The following is a 13930-nucleotide window of genomic DNA, read 5'->3' on the forward strand; positions in this document are numbered from 1 at the left end:
TGTTCCCCGTCACCCTGCCGCCTGCCGGGCGGGCTGTCACCCGCTGCTGGGCCGCCCGGGCGAAGCGCCGCGAAGGCCCGTTGTCAGACCCCACCCGTAAGGTCGGAGGTCCAGTCGGAATCCGTCGCGGAACGGGGAGGTGAGCAGCGCCGTGAGCCATACGTTGCAGACCTGCGCCGCCGTCTTCCTTCCGGCCGCCCTGCCCCGCGAGGGACGCGTCGCCTTCTGGGCCCCGGACGGCGGCGAACTGCCCACGGTCCCGACGGCGGCGAGCGGCGGGGACGCGGGCGAGCCCGACGGAGCGCGCCTCGGTGAGCTCGCCGTCGTGCGCCGCCATGGCGCCGGAGTCCGCGGCCGCACAGTCCCCGCGGTGATCCTCGGGGTCGACGAAGCCCTGCCCCATCTGGTCGCCGCCCGGCACCACCCGGCCGCCCACCCCGCCACCGCCTGCTGGGGAGCCGCCGCCCTGCACGCCCTCCACCTCACCGCCCGGGGCCGGCTGCTGCCCGGGCTCACCGCCGACGACCTGGACGCCTGGCGGGCCGGGCCCCTGGACGCCGACGACATCGCCCACCTGCGGGCGATCGCCGCCGCCATGCCGTACGAAGCGCACGCCGTGCCCGTCCCCGGCCGCAGGCCCCTCCAGCTGCCGGAGCCGGAGGCGCTGGTGCGGGCCTTCCTCGACGCCGTCGCCGACACCCTGCCCCGCACCCCCGCCGCGGCCCACGCGGCCGGTGCGCCGTTCGCCGCCCGCGCGGCGCAGCACCTGCCCCGCGCGCGTGCCTGGGCCGCCGAGGCCGCGGCCGGCATGGACGCCGGCGTGCGCGTCTCACTCCGCCTCGACCTCGCCGGATACGAACTCTTCGACATCGCGGAGGAAGGCGGTGACGAACGCCAGGCGGCGGCCGCTCTCCTCCAGGTGCACAGCCTCGCCGACCCCACCCTCGTCATCGACGCCGCGGCCCTCTGGGCGGGCGACGGCGACGAGCACTTCGGGCCGCGCGCCCGCGTCGACGCCGTCCTCGCGGTGCGCCGCGCGGCTCGCGTCTGGCCGCCCCTAGGCAGGCTCCTGGAGCGCGACGTACCGGACGTCGTCGCCCTCACCGAGGACGAGCTGTACGAACTCCTGGGACCCGCCGCCGCCCGCCTCGCCGACGCCGGGGTCGCCGTCCACTGGCCCCGCGAGCTGGCCCGCTCGCTCAGCGCCTCCGCCGTGGTCCGGCCGCCCGTCGCCGCCCCCGGCTCCGCCACCGACGGCACCGCCTTCTTCGACAGCGAGGAGCTGCTCCGCTTCAACTGGCAGCTCGCCCTCGACGGCGACCCGCTCACCGAGCGGGAGATGGACGCCCTCGCCGAGTCCCACCGGCCCATCGTGCGGCTGCGCGACCAGTGGGTGGTCGTCGACCCCGACCTGGTGCGCAAGGCCCGCAAGCGCGAACTTGGTCTTCTGGAGCCCGTCGACGCCCTCGCCGTCGCCCTCACCGGCACCGCGGAGGTGGACGGCGAGACCGTCCGGGCCGTGCCCGTCGGCGCGCTCGCCACCCTGCGGGACCGACTCGTCGCCGGCCCCGAGGCGGTCGCACCACCCGCCGGCCTGGACGCCACCCTGCGCGACTACCAGCTGCGCGGGCTCGCCTGGCTGGACCTGATGACGTCGCTCGGCCTCGGCGGCTGCCTCGCCGACGACATGGGCCTCGGCAAGACCGTCACCCTCATCGCCCTCCACCTGCGCCGCGCCCGCCGGTCGCCCACCCTCGTCGTCTGCCCCGCCTCCCTGCTCGGGAACTGGCAGCGGGAGATCCAGCGGTTCGCCCCCGGCGTCCCCGTCCGCCGCTTCCACGGCGCCGACCGCTCCCTCGACGGGCTCGACGGCGGCTCCGGCACCGGCGGGTTCGTCCTCACCACGTACGGCACCCTGCGCACCAGCGCGCCCCGCCTGGCGGCGCTGGAATGGGGCATGGTCGTCGCCGACGAGGCACAGCACGTCAAGAACCCCTTCTCCGCGACCGCCAAGGCGCTGCGCACGATCCCGACAGCGGCCAGGGTCGCCCTGACCGGCACCCCCGTGGAGAACAACCTCTCCGAGCTGTGGGCCCTGCTCGACTGGACGACCCCCGGCCTCCTCGGCCCCCTCAAGGCGTTCCGCGCCCGCCACGCGCGCGCCGTCGAGAACAGCGAGGAGATCGAGAACGACGAGGCGGTGGAGCGGCTGGCCCGCCTCGTGCGGCCCTTCCTGCTGCGCCGCCGCAAGTCCGATCCCGGCATCGTCCCCGAGCTGCCGCCCAAGACCGAGTCGGACCACCCGGTCGCCCTCACCCGTGAACAGGCCTCGCTCTACGAAGCGGTGGTGCGGGAGACCATGGCGCAGATCGAGGGCGCGGAGGGCATCGCACGCCGGGGGCTCGTCATGAAGCTGCTGACCTCCCTCAAGCAGATCTGCAACCATCCCGCCCAGTACCTCAAGGAACAGGCACCGAAGGGCGGCGGCACCGCCCGGCTCGCCGGCCGCTCGGGGAAGCTGGCCCTGCTCGACGAACTCCTCGACACGATCCTCGCCGAGGACGGCTCGGTGCTCGTCTTCACCCAGTACGTCTCCATGGCCCGGCTCCTCGCCGACCACCTGTCCGCCCGCGCGATCCCCGCCCAACTCCTCCACGGCGGGACGCCCGTGGCCGAGCGCGAGCGGATGGTGGACCGCTTCCAGTCCGGCGAGGTGCCCGTCTTCCTGCTGTCGCTGAAGGCGGCGGGCACCGGTCTCAACCTCACCCGGGCCGGGCACGTCGTCCACTTCGACCGCTGGTGGAACCCCGCCGTCGAGGAGCAGGCCACCGACCGCGCCTACCGCATCGGGCAGACCCAGCCGGTCCAGGTCCACCGGCTGATCGCGGAGGGCACGGTGGAGGACCGCATCGCCGAGATGCTGCGGGCCAAGCGGGCCCTCGCCGACGCCGTCCTCGGTTCCGGCGAGGCCGCGCTCACCGAACTGACCGACCGCGAACTGGCCGACCTGGTGTCCCTGAGGAGGCCGTCATGAACCGCCGCCCCGCCGCGGGCCGCCGGCCGGCCGCCGGGCGGTACGCCGGTCCGCTCCACGACGACCGCCGCCGCACGTTCCCGCCCCTCGCGCCGCGCGAGGCGCCGGACGGGCGCTTCGCCGCCACCTGGTGGGGCAACGCCTGGGTGGAGGCCCTGGAGGACACCGCCCTCGACGCCGCCCGCCTGGCCCGCGGCAAGGCCTACGCCGGCCGCGGCCACGTCGACGCGATCACCGTCACCCCCGGTCGTGTCGTCGCCTACGTCCACGGCAGCCGCCCCCGCCCGTACCGCACCGAGATCCGGCTCCGCACCCTCGGGGACGACGACTGGGAGCGGTTCCTCGACGAGGCGGCGGCCCGGCCCGACCACATCGCCGCCCTGCTCGACAAGGACGTCCCGCACGCCCTCGAAGCCGTCACCGGTCTGCTGCCGGCGCCCGGCGACCTGATCCCCGACTGCTCCTGCCCCGACGACGGCTACCCCTGCAAGCACGCCGCCGCCCTCTGCTACCAGTCGGCCCGGCTCCTCGACGAGGACCCCTTCGTCCTCTTCCTGATGCGAGGCCGCGGCGAACAGGAGATCCTCGCCGCGCTCACCCACCGCAACGCGGCACGGTCCGCCGCCGAGGCGAGCACGGGGACCTCGCTCATGCCGACGGTCCCCGCCCGCCATGTGCTGGAGACCGCGCCCGGCGGCCCGGGGACCCGGGCCCTGCCGCCCCTTCCGCCGCCCCTCCCCGTTCCGGCGCGCCCCGGGCGGCCCCCGGTCCACCCCCCGGACCCGGACGCCCCCGACCCGCTCGCCCTGGACCTCCTCGCGACGGAGGCCGCCTCCCGCGCCCACACCTTCCTCGTCACCGGCCACGACCCCGTGGCCGCCCTCACGCCGTGGCAGGACGCCGTCCGGCTGGCCGCCGCGCACCCCGGCTCCGGTCTCACCGCCTCCACCCGCGCGCTCTACCGCGACCTCGCGTACGCCCTCGACCGCACCCCCACCGACCTGGCCCGCGCCGTCGCCGCCTGGCGCCAGGGCGGCCTGGCCGGACTCGCCGTCCTGGAAGAACCCTGGGATCCGCCGGCCGGCCCCTTCGACCGGGCCCGCCCCGCCCTGCTCGCCGCCGATCACCCCTCTTTCCGGCCTTGGCGCAACCGCCTGTCGACCCGGACGCTCCAACTCCGCCTCGGCCGCGACGGCCTGTGGTACGGATACGAGTCGGACGCCGACCGCGAGGACTGGTGGCCCCGCGGCACCCCGGACCCCGACCCCGTCGGCGCACTCACCGACCTGCTCGGCCGCTGACGACCTGCTCGGCCGCCGGCCGGGGTGTTCGGCCACTGAGCGAGGATGTTCGTGCGCGTTCGAAAGCCGACCACACGATGGAGTGAAACGCGCCGGTGGCCTGATCCAGGCGGGTTCGGATCGCGTTAATTGCGGTACGGGCAGCTGCCCGTGAACACCTCCGGAAGGCAGGAAGCCATGAGGCAGATTCGCCGAAGTGGTCTGGCCACATTGATGGTCACGGGTGGCGCGCTCGCGCTCTCGGCGGGCGCCGCGCACGCAGGCTCCGGTGCGCAGGGCGCCGCGGTCGATTCGCCGGGTGTGGTCTCCGGCAACACCGTCCAACTGCCGGTGCACGCACCGGTCAACGTCTGCGGCAACACCGTCAATGTCGTCGGACTGCTCAACCCGGCCTACGGGAACAGCTGCGCCAACGGATCGGGCGGGTCCGACGGTTACGGCTCGGAGCGGGACGGCGGCGGGAAGCACAAGGACCTGCCGGGAACCCCGCACGGCGAAGCGCCGGGCGGCTCCCGCGGCGGCGGCTCCCACGCGGGCGGACCGGGCAGCAGCGACAGCGGCAGCGGTTCGCACGGCGGTGGTGCCGCCGCCGAGGGCCTCGCACAGGGCTCCCCCGGACTGGTCTCCGGCAACAGCATCCAGCTGCCGATCCACCTCCCCGTGAACGTCAGCGGCAACTCGGTCAACGTCGTCGGCATCGGCAACCCGGCCTACGGCAATCAGTCGGTCAACAACCCCGATGAGCCCGACGAGGAGCCCAAGCCGCAGGTTCCCGGCAAGAACGTGCCCCTGCCCAGCACCGACGCCGAGGAGCCGGAGCCGGAGCGCGAGTACGCCCCCAAGGACAGCTCGGGCGCGCTCGCCGAGACGGGCGCGGACCTGGTCGGCTACGCCGCCCCGGCCGGAGCGGCCCTGCTGCTCGGTGGCGCGCTGCTGTACCGCCGCGCGCGTCGCGCGGGCACGGAGGCCTGAGACCCCGGCCTCACGTTCGACGCCAGGCCCGGAGCACGGCCTCGATGGCCGGCGCCACCCTCGTCCGGGCCTGGTGGCGGGGGACTCCCCGCATGAGCAGCGTGTCGTACTCGGTGTCGACATGGCGGACGGCCGCCCGCACGGCGGCCGTGACCGCACCCGGGTCCAGCGACCGCCCGGCCGCCGTACGCCCCACCCGGCCGCTGCCCTTCAGCGAGGCATGGGCCGCGATCTCCGCGGCCCGCTCAGCCGGGCAGCGCGGAAAGAGCCGCAGGATCTCCGCCTCGAGCGCCGCCGTGACCTGCGCGTCCCGGGCCGCGCGCCGCATCGCGTCCCGTGCCCGCCGCCGCGCCCGCGCCTCCGCGTCCGCCAGGCAGGCCGCCTCGGCCCGGGCCAGCGCGGCCTCCTCGACGAGCAGCCCCTGACGTTCGTACCGGGTACGGCGCCGGTTGTGCCGTACCACCACCGCCCAGAGCGCACTGGCCTCGCGAGCCCTGCGGGTGAGTGCCGCGTCCCCGCGCGGCAGGAACACCAGATGGCCGAGGTCGGCGCAGTCCAGGCAGACCGGTGCGTTGAACTCGAGGATCATCCGCTCCAACGGCCCCTGGTGGCACTCCGAGCAGCGGCGGCGCTTGAGCGGTTCGACGACGACGGGTGCGACCAGGTCCAAGGCGGTCTCCCCTGCTCCGGAGCCGTGAGGGTCGTGAACGGCCGAAACAAGAGAACGGCCGTGAAAAATCGTTCGATTCGACGTGCCCGCCACGGCTAGGGTCCTTCGCGTGGCAACGAAACTCAATCAGATCATCGCAGTGGAGAAGGGCGTCAAGTCCCGGGCACATCAGGACCTGACCGCGGCGCACCACGGGCTGCAGAAGCCCGCGCTCCTCGCCGGCATCTCCCGTACGTACCAGCCGAAGGACGAGGAGGGCGAGCAGCTTCCGCCCGAGTCCACGCTGGTGCAGGTGAAGGCCGAGGACGTGCTGCGCGACACGGCGCGGGCGCTGACCCGGCTGTTCGACGTGACCGCCACCAAGGACTGGGCCAACTGCGAGGCGCGCGCCGACATCACGGTCGACGGGCGCGTGCTGGTGAGTCAGGTGCCCGTCGCGTACCTCCTCTTCCTGGAGAAGCAGCTGACGGACATCAACACCTTCGTCCGGAAGCTGCCCGTCCTCGACGCGGCCGAGTCCTGGACGCAGGACCCGTCGACCGACGCGTGGAAGACCGAGGTCGTCCGCACGGTCCGGACGAAGAAGGTGCCGCGCAACCACGTCAAGGCGGAGGCGACGGACAAGCACCCGGCGCAGGTCGAGGTGTACTACGAGGACGTGCCGGTCGGTTACTGGACCACGGTCAAGTTCTCCGGCGCGCTGCCGGCCCGGCGGGTGAACGAACTCCTGGAGCGGGTGGAGAAGCTCCAGCAGGCGGTGAAGTTCGCCCGGGAGGAGGCGAACAGCGCCGAGGTCACCGATCAGCGCGTCGGCGACGCCGTCTTCGGTTACCTCTTCGGGTAGCGGGCAGACACCACACAGACTCCCCGGCCACCACAGAACACGGCCGGGGTGCGCGAGGAGCGCAAAGCTGAAGATGAGGCTTGTCGTGAATGCGCGGCCCTTCTGACGAGGGTCGCGGTCAAACTCAGACTATTGCTCCAGATTCAGCATTCGCCGCTCATCGCCGGATCGACCGGGCCCGGGCCCTGGTGCGTCGAAATGCCAGTTCGAATCTGGTCCGCCGAGCTCGATCGGCGGTGGTCCAATGGCAGGACGCGACGCAATGACGACTGACCCGGGTTCTCAAGCGTGCCGGCGTGTGATGTGAGCGGCATCGACAGGGTCCGGGGGCAGGCTACGCCCTCGGACCCGCTCCCGTTTCCCGGGCCTATTGCCGGTAGCCGCTCAGAAAGCGGCCGATACGGCTGATCGCGGCGTCGAGGTCGTCGGCGTACGGCAGGGTCAGGATGCGGAAGTGGTCCGGCCGCGGCCAGTTGAAGCCGGTGCCCTGCACCACCTGGATCTTCTCCCGCAGCAGCAGGTCGAGGACGAACTTCTCGTCGTCGTGGATCCTGTGCACCTTCGGGTCGAGTCGGGGGAACGCGTAGAGCGCGCCCTTCGGCTTCACGCAGGAGACCCCGGGGATCTCGTTGAGCTTCTCCCACGCCTTGTCGCGCTGCTCGCGCAGCCTGCCGCCCGGCGCGGTCAGCTCGTGGATCGACTGCCGGCCGCCGAGCGCGGCCTGGATGGCGTACTGCGCAGGGGCGTTGGGGCACAACCGCATGGAGGCGAGCATCGTCAGCCCCTCCAGATAGCTCTTGGCGTGCTGCTTGGGGCCGCTGACGACCAGCCAGCCCGAGCGGAATCCCGCCACCCGGTACGTCTTCGACAGACCGCCGAAGGTGAGGACGACCAGGTCGGGGGCGAGGGAGGCGGCCGGGTGGTGGACGGCCTCGTCGTAGACGATCTGGTCGTAGATCTCGTCGGCGAAGACCATCAGCTGGTGGCGGCGGGCGAGGTCGAGGATGCCCTCGACGATCTCGCGCGGATAGACCGCACCCGTGGGATTGTTGGGGTTGATGATGACGACGGCCCGGGTGCGGTCGGTGATCTTCGCGGCCATGTCGTCGAGGTCCGGGTACCAGGCGGCCGATTCGTCGCAGAGGTAGTGGACCGCCTTGCCGCCCGCGAGCGTGGTCACCGCCGTCCACAGGGGGAAGTCGGGGGCGGGGATGAGGACTTCGTCGCCGTCCTCCAGGAGCGCCTGGACGGCCATGGAGACCAGTTCGGAGACTCCGTTGCCGAGAAAGACGTCGTCGACGTCGACCTCCGGCAGACCCATGCCCTGGTAGCGCTGGGCGACGGCGCGCCGGGCGGAGAGGATGCCGCGGGAGTCGGTGTAGCCATGGGCCTTCGGGAGCATCCGGATCATGTCCTGGACGATCTCCTCGGGCGCCTCGAAGCCGAAGAGCGCCGGGTTTCCCGTGTTGAGGCGGAGCACGCTGTGGCCCGCCTCCTCCAGGGCGTTGGCATGCTCGATGACCGGGCCACGGATCTCGTAGCAGACCTCGCTCAGCTTGCTCGACTGCCGGAACTCCATGCGACGACCTCCCCAGAAGTACTGTTGCTTGGTTTTACCAAGTTCGAGCTTGGAAAGTCCAACAAGTTGTCTAGACTGCGTCGCATGCCACGCCGCCGAAGCTATGACCAGTACTGCGCCGCCGCCCGCGCCCTCGACGTCGTCGGCGACCGCTGGACTCTGCTGATCGTCCGTGAACTCCTCGCCGGGCCGCGCCGCTACACCGACCTGCACGCCGATCTACCGGGCGTCAGCACGGACATGCTGGCCGGCCGCCTCAAGGACATGGAGGGCGCCGCGCTCCTCACCCGCCGCCGGCTGCCGCCGCCCGCCTCGGCGTACGTGTACGAACTCACCGAGCGGGGCCGCGGCCTGCTGCCCGTCCTGCGCGCGCTGGCGGAGTGGGGCGCGCCCGCCCTGGAGGAACCCCGGCCCACCGACGCCGTACGCGTCCACTGGTTCGCGATCCCGCTGCTGCGCGCTCTGGAGGCGGAGAGCGCCGGGGTGGTGGTGCAGGTGACCCTCGACGAGGGGGAGTTCCACGTACGGACGCGGGCGGGCGGTCCGCCGGAGTACGGCGACGGGCCGGCCGTCGACGCCGACGTGCGGCTGCGGACGGACCTGGCGACCTGCCGCGCCCTGGCGGGCGGGGAGCTGACGCTCGCCGAGGCGGTCGCGGCGGGCCGGGTCGACCGGTCGGACCGGTCGGGGCGGGCGGCGGACCTGGCGGCCGGTGCGGACCAGGCAGACCCGGCAGCCGGTGCCGGCCCGGCGGGCCGTGGGGAGACCGTGTTCGTCGCGTGAGCCGAGCCGACGGCTGTGGGGCGGCGGCCCTGGCCGGCTCCGTGGGGACAATGATCCTGTTCCGTGCGAGCCGAGACCGAGGATGGGAACGGGGTCACGTCCCTTGCGTTATGAAGCGATCACCTGGGAGCGACTGGCCCGGATCCTGGCCGGTCACGTCGACGAGGCCACGCCCGGCGACGGCGGCGACTGGCTCAAGGTCGGCATCGACGGGCCGCCCGCGGCGCCGACCGGGGAGACGGCCGAGCGGATCGCCGAGGCGCTGCGGCTGCGCGGCAGGTCCGTGCTCGTCGTCGGGACCGGCGGCTTCCTGCGTCCCGCCTCGCTGCGCTACGAGTACGGGAAGCAGGACCCCGACGCGTACTACAGCGGGTGGTTCGACACCGGGGCCCTCTGGCGCGAGGTGTTCGGACCGCTGGAGGCGGGCGGGAGCGGGCGCGTGCTGCCCGATCTGTGGGATCCCGTCACCGACCGCGCCACCCGCAGCCCGTACGTGGAACTCCCTCCGGGTGGCGTGCTGGTGATGCACGGACCGTTCCTGCTCGGGCACTGGTTCCCGTTCGACGTGACCGTCCATCTGCGGCTGTCGCCCGGAGCCCTCGCGCGCCGCACCGAGGAGCCCTGGACCCTGCCCGCCTTCGCGCGGTACGAGGACGAGGTCGGCCCCTCCGACGTCGCCGACGTGGTCGTACGCGCCGACGATCCGCGCCACCCCGCCTGGACCGGCCTCCCCGGCTAGACCCCGCTCTCCGGCCACCCCTTCCCCCGGCTCCCGCTCTCCGGCCACCCCTTCCCCCGGCTCCCGCTCTCCGGCCGGCCGCCCACCACCGTCACCGCCTCCGCGCCGGCCCGGCAGCCCGCCTCCGCCGCCGCCGGCGGGGCCGCCCCCGCGAGACGGGCCGCCAGGAACGCGCCCGCGAACGCGTCGCCGGCGCCCGTCGAGTCCACCGGCCGGACCGCCGGAGCCGCGACCCGGCCCGTCACCGAACCGCCCTCGGCGACCACCGCCCCCCGCGCGCCCAGCGTGACCGCGACCAGCGGGAACGTACGGCTCAGCCGCTCCGCCGCCGCCACCGGATCGGTGCGGCCGGTCAGCAGCCGGGCTTCGTCGGCGTTCGGGAAGAGCACGTCCGCGCCCCGCGCCGCCGTCAGGAACGGGTCCACCCCCTGCTCCTTCAGGAACCCGGCCGAGGCCGGGTCCACACTCACCGTGACCCCCGCCGCCCGCGCGCCCCGCAACGCCCGCAGCGCGGTCTCCCGGCTGGGCGCGGCGAAGAAGAGGTATCCGGACAGATGCAGATGCGCGACTCCCCGCAGCAGCTCGTCGGACCAGTCGGCGGGGGAGAGGCGCAGGGCCGCCCCGCTGTCGGTGAGGAAGGTGCGCTCGGCGCTCGCGTCCACCAGGGATATCACCGTCGCCGTGGCCGCCTCCGGGTCCCTGATCAACGTCGGCCGCACCCCCGCCCGGCGCAGCGCGCGAGTGTGCCAGTCGGCCGCCTCGGTGCCGACCCGGCCGAGCAGCCGTACGTCCTCACACCCCGAACGAGCCGCCCAGCACGCGGCGTTGGCGCCCGCGCCGCCCGGGAGCGTGCGGATCGCCGCGGCCGTGTCGGTCGCCGGAGCGAGCGGGGTCCGGTGCCGGGCCACGACGTCCGTGACCACGTCCCCCACCACCAGGAGCCCGGTCACGCCGTGCCGTGGTACGCCGCCGCGATCCGTGCCGCGAGCCGGACATTGCCGCGCACCGCCGCGAGGTTCGCCTCCAGGGAGGCCCCTTCGGTGTGCACCGTCAGATACTCCAGGAGGAAGGGCGTCACGGCCTGGCCGGTGATCCCCTTCTCCTTCGCGGCGGCCAGGCCCTGGGCGAGCACCCGGTCGTGCAGCGCGGGATCCAACTGGTCCTCCACCGGAACCGGGTTGGCCACGACCAGCGCCGCGTACGGCTCGCCCAGTTCGTCCTGGGCCCGGATCACGCCCGCCACCTGCTCGGGCGTCCGCAGCGTCCAGTCGACCGGCTCGCCCGAGGAGGCCAGATAGAAGCCGGGGAAGTGCTCCGTCCCGTACCCCACCACCGTCACGCCCAGCGTCTCCAGGCGCTGCAGCGTCGCCGGGACGTCGAGGATGGACTTCACCCCCGCGCAGACCACCGTGATCCCGACCCGGGAGAGCAGCCGCAGGTCCGCCGACTCGTCCTGTGTCTCGCTCCACTCCCGGTGCACACCGCCGAGCCCGCCGGTCGCGAAGACCCGGATGCCGGCCGAATCGGCCAGCCACGCCGTCGCGGAGACCGTCGTCGCCCCGGTCGCACCCGTCGCGAGCGCGGGCGCCAGGTCGCGGTGGCCCAGCTTCCGTACCGCCGGATCCTCCGCGATCCGCGCCAACCGGGCCTCGTCCAGGCCGATGTGGGCCGTGCCGTCGACCACGGCCATGGTGGCGGGAACGGCGCCCTCGTCCCGTACCAGCGTCTCCAGCTCCTTCGCCACGGCCAGATTGCGCGGGCGCGGCAGGCCGTGGGCGATGATCGTGGACTCGAGCGCGACGACGGGACGCCCCTCGTCGAGCGCCTCGCGCACTTCTTCGGACACGTGTGTGGACATGTCCCATCTCTGGCGCGACCGGGAGCCGCCCAAACCTCGTCGGCTACCTTCCGCCACAGGCGGCGAGGCCCGGCAGCCGGTCGGCGTCCACCACCTGGATCACCGCCCGTGAGTCGGCCGTCTTGGGATTGCCCACGCTGTACGCGACGGCCAGCGCACCGCCCCTGGCCTGCGCGTATCCGTACGCCGGCGTGATCCGGGCGTACGACCCCGAGCGGAGGTCGAGGGCGTAGGAGGTCTCCGGCGTCCGCCAGGTGACGAGACGCCCGCTGACCCGCAGCTGGTCCATGCCGTCCACCGCCGGAGACGTGGTCACGGCGGCGGTCGGCCGCGCGTCCCCCGTCCGCCACACCATCAGCCGGGGCTCGGCCTCGCCCGCCACCCACGCCCAGGTCGTCCCGTCGGACACCACGGACCGTAGGTCCCGGAGCGCGGCCAGCGGGCCGGGCAGCGCGACGGGCGACGCCGCGCCCGTGAGGGAGACGGCGGCCAGCCGGGTCCCGGAGCCCGCCGGTCCGCTCCTCGACTCGCGCCACACCAGCAGGTCGCCCGCGGCGAACGGCGCGTCCATCACGCCGGTGTGCAGGGCGCGCGCGGCACCACCCGCGGCCGGCGCCGCGTACACCGTGGCCTTTCCGCCGCCGACGCCCTGCGCCCAGTGGACCCGTCCGGCGCGGACGACGGGCTGGGGCAGCGGGCCGGGCCGGTCGGCGCGGGCCAGGCGCCTGGCCTTGCCCGTGGTGGCGTCCCAGACGTACAGGCTCCAGGGGCTGTCGAGCGTGCGCCCCTCCAGGACGGCGAACGCGGCCCACCGCCGGCCGTCGAAGTCGGCGGCGAGCAGCTGGTGCTCGACGGGGTCCGCGAGGGTGAGCAGGGTGCGCGGGGCGCCGCCCCCGAGCGTCAGGGCGGCGCGCCGGTGCTTCGCACCGGTGAGCTGGACGGCGGTCCACCCCGGGCCGGTGTCGGTGAGGACGGCCCGCTCACCGGCCGGTGCGCGCAACTCGCCCTTGTGGAGCGCGGACCGCCAGGCGTCGGGCAGCCCCACCTCGCAGGCGGCGGCGAGTGCGGACGCCGAGGCGGACGGGGGTGCGCTGATCCGGCCGGTGGGCGGACCCGTGGTCGGCTCCGGCGCCGGTCCCCTCGACGAGCACCCTGCCAGCAGGGCGCCCGTCAGCAGCAGGACCACGGTCGAGCCCGTACCGCGAGCCCTACCAGACGTACCCACGGCCGCCCATGATGGTGGTGAGGGTGTCGGAGGAGATGCGCGCCGACTTCGGTACGGAGCCCGCCCACGAGATGACGCTCGTGCTCACCCCGCCCACCGGGTCGAGGTAGTTGACCTGCCCCGCCGCGGTGTCGGTGTTGTAGCCGTCGATCGCGACCCAGTGGAATATCTCGATGTTGGGGTGGCCGACGAGGTGGGGGCCGCCCGGCACCTCCCAGGCGTTGCCCGCGATGGCGTAATCGTTGTCGGTGTCGTAGGTGATGTGCTGCCTGAAATTCGCCTTGTCGGTGGCGGTCGGGGTGTAGGGCAGCGCCCTGGGGACGTAACCCGCCCCCGGAAGGCGGTGGTTCAGCGCGTCGGCCATCGGGTAGCCGGTCGGGTTCGGCACGTTGATGTTGATGCCGTACCAGGCGGTGCCGTTCGTGGTCGTCTTGAGGAGGGTCGCGGCGTCCTGCTGCGACCGGCCCCCGACCTCGTCCCGGGCGGACTGGGTGATCACGAGGGTGGCCGGGCCGCACCAGTAGGAGGTCTTCTGCGACTGGTGGAGGCCGCCGGAGAGCTTGTAGCCGGCGAGCGCGCCCCGGCTGCGCAGCCCGTCGTACCCTCTCGCCGCCTCGGCCTGTTTGGTGGCGCTCGTTCTCTGCTGGGCGGGGGTGAGGCGCTGGGGGCCGAGGGTGTCGTACGCGGCCTTGTGGGCGGCGCCCGGTGCCACGGGTTCGGCGGCGTGCGCGGTGGGGGCGACGACCGCCGTGGCGGTGGTGGCGGCGAGCAGGGCGGCGGCGGTCAGGGCGGCGGTGCGGGGGAGGAAGGTGCGAGGGAGGGAGGTGCGAGGGAGGGAGGTGCGGGGGAGGAAGGCTGACGCTGGCATCGCGCTCTCCTGTCGAAGGTGGGGGAGGAGTTCACGGCGAGTTTGACGCGCGCACGC

12 protein-coding genes are annotated in these 13930 nt (G+C 74.0%); 6 read left to right on the forward strand and 6 right to left on the reverse strand.

All coding sequences use genetic code 11. From position 1 onward, the window contains the following. Window positions 1-151: 151 nt before the first annotated feature. The 3 genes from ACF06X_RS05100 to ACF06X_RS05110 all read left to right on the forward strand — a co-directional run bounded on the left by ACF06X_RS05100 (window position 152) and on the right by ACF06X_RS05110 (window position 5307). Window positions 152-3034, forward strand: a complete 2883-nt coding sequence (locus ACF06X_RS05100; protein ID WP_392285758.1) for a DEAD/DEAH box helicase — start codon at window positions 152-154, stop codon at window positions 3032-3034. Continuing rightward, on the forward strand, window positions 3031-4335 hold the full coding sequence (locus ACF06X_RS05105) for an SWIM zinc finger family protein (RefSeq protein ID WP_392285759.1): 1305 nt from the start codon (window positions 3031-3033) through the stop codon (window positions 4333-4335). Before ACF06X_RS05100 ends, ACF06X_RS05105 begins: the two co-directional genes overlap by 4 nt. A 177-nt stretch (window positions 4336-4512) precedes the next feature. Next, the gene (locus ACF06X_RS05110; protein ID WP_392285760.1) at window positions 4513-5307 is read left to right on the forward strand and encodes a chaplin; all 795 of its coding nucleotides are present in this window, start codon (window positions 4513-4515) and stop codon (window positions 5305-5307) included. A gap of 10 nt (window positions 5308-5317) precedes the next feature. On the opposite strand, the gene ACF06X_RS05115 is transcribed toward ACF06X_RS05110, so the two are convergent. Next, entirely contained in the window at window positions 5318-5977 is a 660-nt protein-coding gene (locus tag ACF06X_RS05115) for a DUF2293 domain-containing protein (RefSeq protein WP_392285761.1), read from the reverse strand. 109 nt (window positions 5978-6086) lie between these two features. Between ACF06X_RS05115 and ACF06X_RS05120 the strand changes: the two genes are divergently transcribed. Next, complete coding sequence (locus tag ACF06X_RS05120) at window positions 6087-6821, forward strand: hypothetical protein (protein ID WP_137990054.1); 735 nt, start codon at window positions 6087-6089, stop codon at window positions 6819-6821. Window positions 6822-7188: 367 nt separating this feature from the next. Here the strand turns inward: ACF06X_RS05120 and ACF06X_RS05125 are convergent, their stop codons facing one another. Beyond that, a complete protein-coding gene (locus ACF06X_RS05125) occupies window positions 7189-8400 on the reverse strand; it encodes a pyridoxal phosphate-dependent aminotransferase (RefSeq protein WP_392285762.1) in 1212 nt (403 codons plus the stop codon). An 84-nt stretch (window positions 8401-8484) separates the two neighbouring features. Here ACF06X_RS05125 and ACF06X_RS05130 point away from each other — a divergent pair, with 84 nt between their 5' ends. After that, a complete protein-coding gene (locus tag ACF06X_RS05130; RefSeq protein ID WP_392285763.1) occupies window positions 8485-9183 on the forward strand; it encodes a winged helix-turn-helix transcriptional regulator in 699 nt (232 codons plus the stop codon). Between the two features lie 103 nt (window positions 9184-9286). Next, window positions 9287-9922 carry a uridine kinase gene (locus tag ACF06X_RS05135; protein WP_392285764.1) on the forward strand — a complete coding sequence of 212 codons (636 nt, stop codon included), beginning with the start codon at window positions 9287-9289 and terminating at the stop codon, window positions 9920-9922. On the opposite strand, the gene ACF06X_RS05140 is transcribed toward ACF06X_RS05135, so the two are convergent. From ACF06X_RS05140 to ACF06X_RS05155, 4 genes are read right to left on the reverse strand one after another with little or no spacing between them, the layout of a single operon-like run. Next, a complete protein-coding gene (locus tag ACF06X_RS05140) occupies window positions 9919-10872 on the reverse strand; it encodes a carbohydrate kinase family protein (RefSeq protein WP_392285765.1) in 954 nt (317 codons plus the stop codon). The genes ACF06X_RS05135 and ACF06X_RS05140 overlap by 4 nt on opposite strands. Further along, on the reverse strand, window positions 10869-11780 hold the full coding sequence (locus ACF06X_RS05145) for a pseudouridine-5'-phosphate glycosidase (protein ID WP_392285766.1): 912 nt from the start codon (window positions 11778-11780) through the stop codon (window positions 10869-10871). The genes ACF06X_RS05140 and ACF06X_RS05145 overlap by 4 nt, the downstream gene beginning before the upstream one ends. 43 nt (window positions 11781-11823) lie before the next feature. Beyond that, on the reverse strand, window positions 11824-13005 hold the full coding sequence (locus ACF06X_RS05150; protein ID WP_392285767.1) for a hypothetical protein: 1182 nt from the start codon (window positions 13003-13005) through the stop codon (window positions 11824-11826). Continuing rightward, window positions 12989-13873 carry a hypothetical protein gene (locus ACF06X_RS05155; protein ID WP_392285768.1) on the reverse strand — a complete coding sequence of 295 codons (885 nt, stop codon included), beginning with the start codon at window positions 13871-13873 and terminating at the stop codon, window positions 12989-12991. Before ACF06X_RS05155 ends, ACF06X_RS05150 begins: the two co-directional genes overlap by 17 nt. Window positions 13874-13930 lie beyond the last annotated feature (57 nt).

Origin of the sequence: Streptomyces sp. NPDC015346 (assembly GCF_043078785.1) — a bacterium.
Taxonomy (GTDB): Bacteria; Actinomycetota; Actinomycetes; order Streptomycetales; family Streptomycetaceae; genus Streptomyces.

Bases quoted from the DNA above. Each gene is read 5' to 3' on its own strand.
- ACF06X_RS05125 (WP_392285762.1), bottom strand. From the start codon at position 8,400: ATGGAGTTCCGGCAGTCGAGCAAGCTGAGCGAGGTCTGCTACGAGATC.
- ACF06X_RS05130 (WP_392285763.1), top strand. From the start codon at position 8,485: ATGCCACGCCGCCGAAGCTATGACCAGTACTGCGCCGCCGCCCGCGCC.
- ACF06X_RS05105 (WP_392285759.1), top strand. From the start codon at position 3,031: ATGAACCGCCGCCCCGCCGCGGGCCGCCGGCCGGCCGCCGGGCGGTAC.
- ACF06X_RS05145 (WP_392285766.1), bottom strand. From the start codon at position 11,780: ATGTCCACACACGTGTCCGAAGAAGTGCGCGAGGCGCTCGACGAGGGG.
- ACF06X_RS05110 (WP_392285760.1), top strand. From the start codon at position 4,513: ATGAGGCAGATTCGCCGAAGTGGTCTGGCCACATTGATGGTCACGGGT.
- ACF06X_RS05155 (WP_392285768.1), bottom strand. From the start codon at position 13,873: ATGCCAGCGTCAGCCTTCCTCCCCCGCACCTCCCTCCCTCGCACCTCC.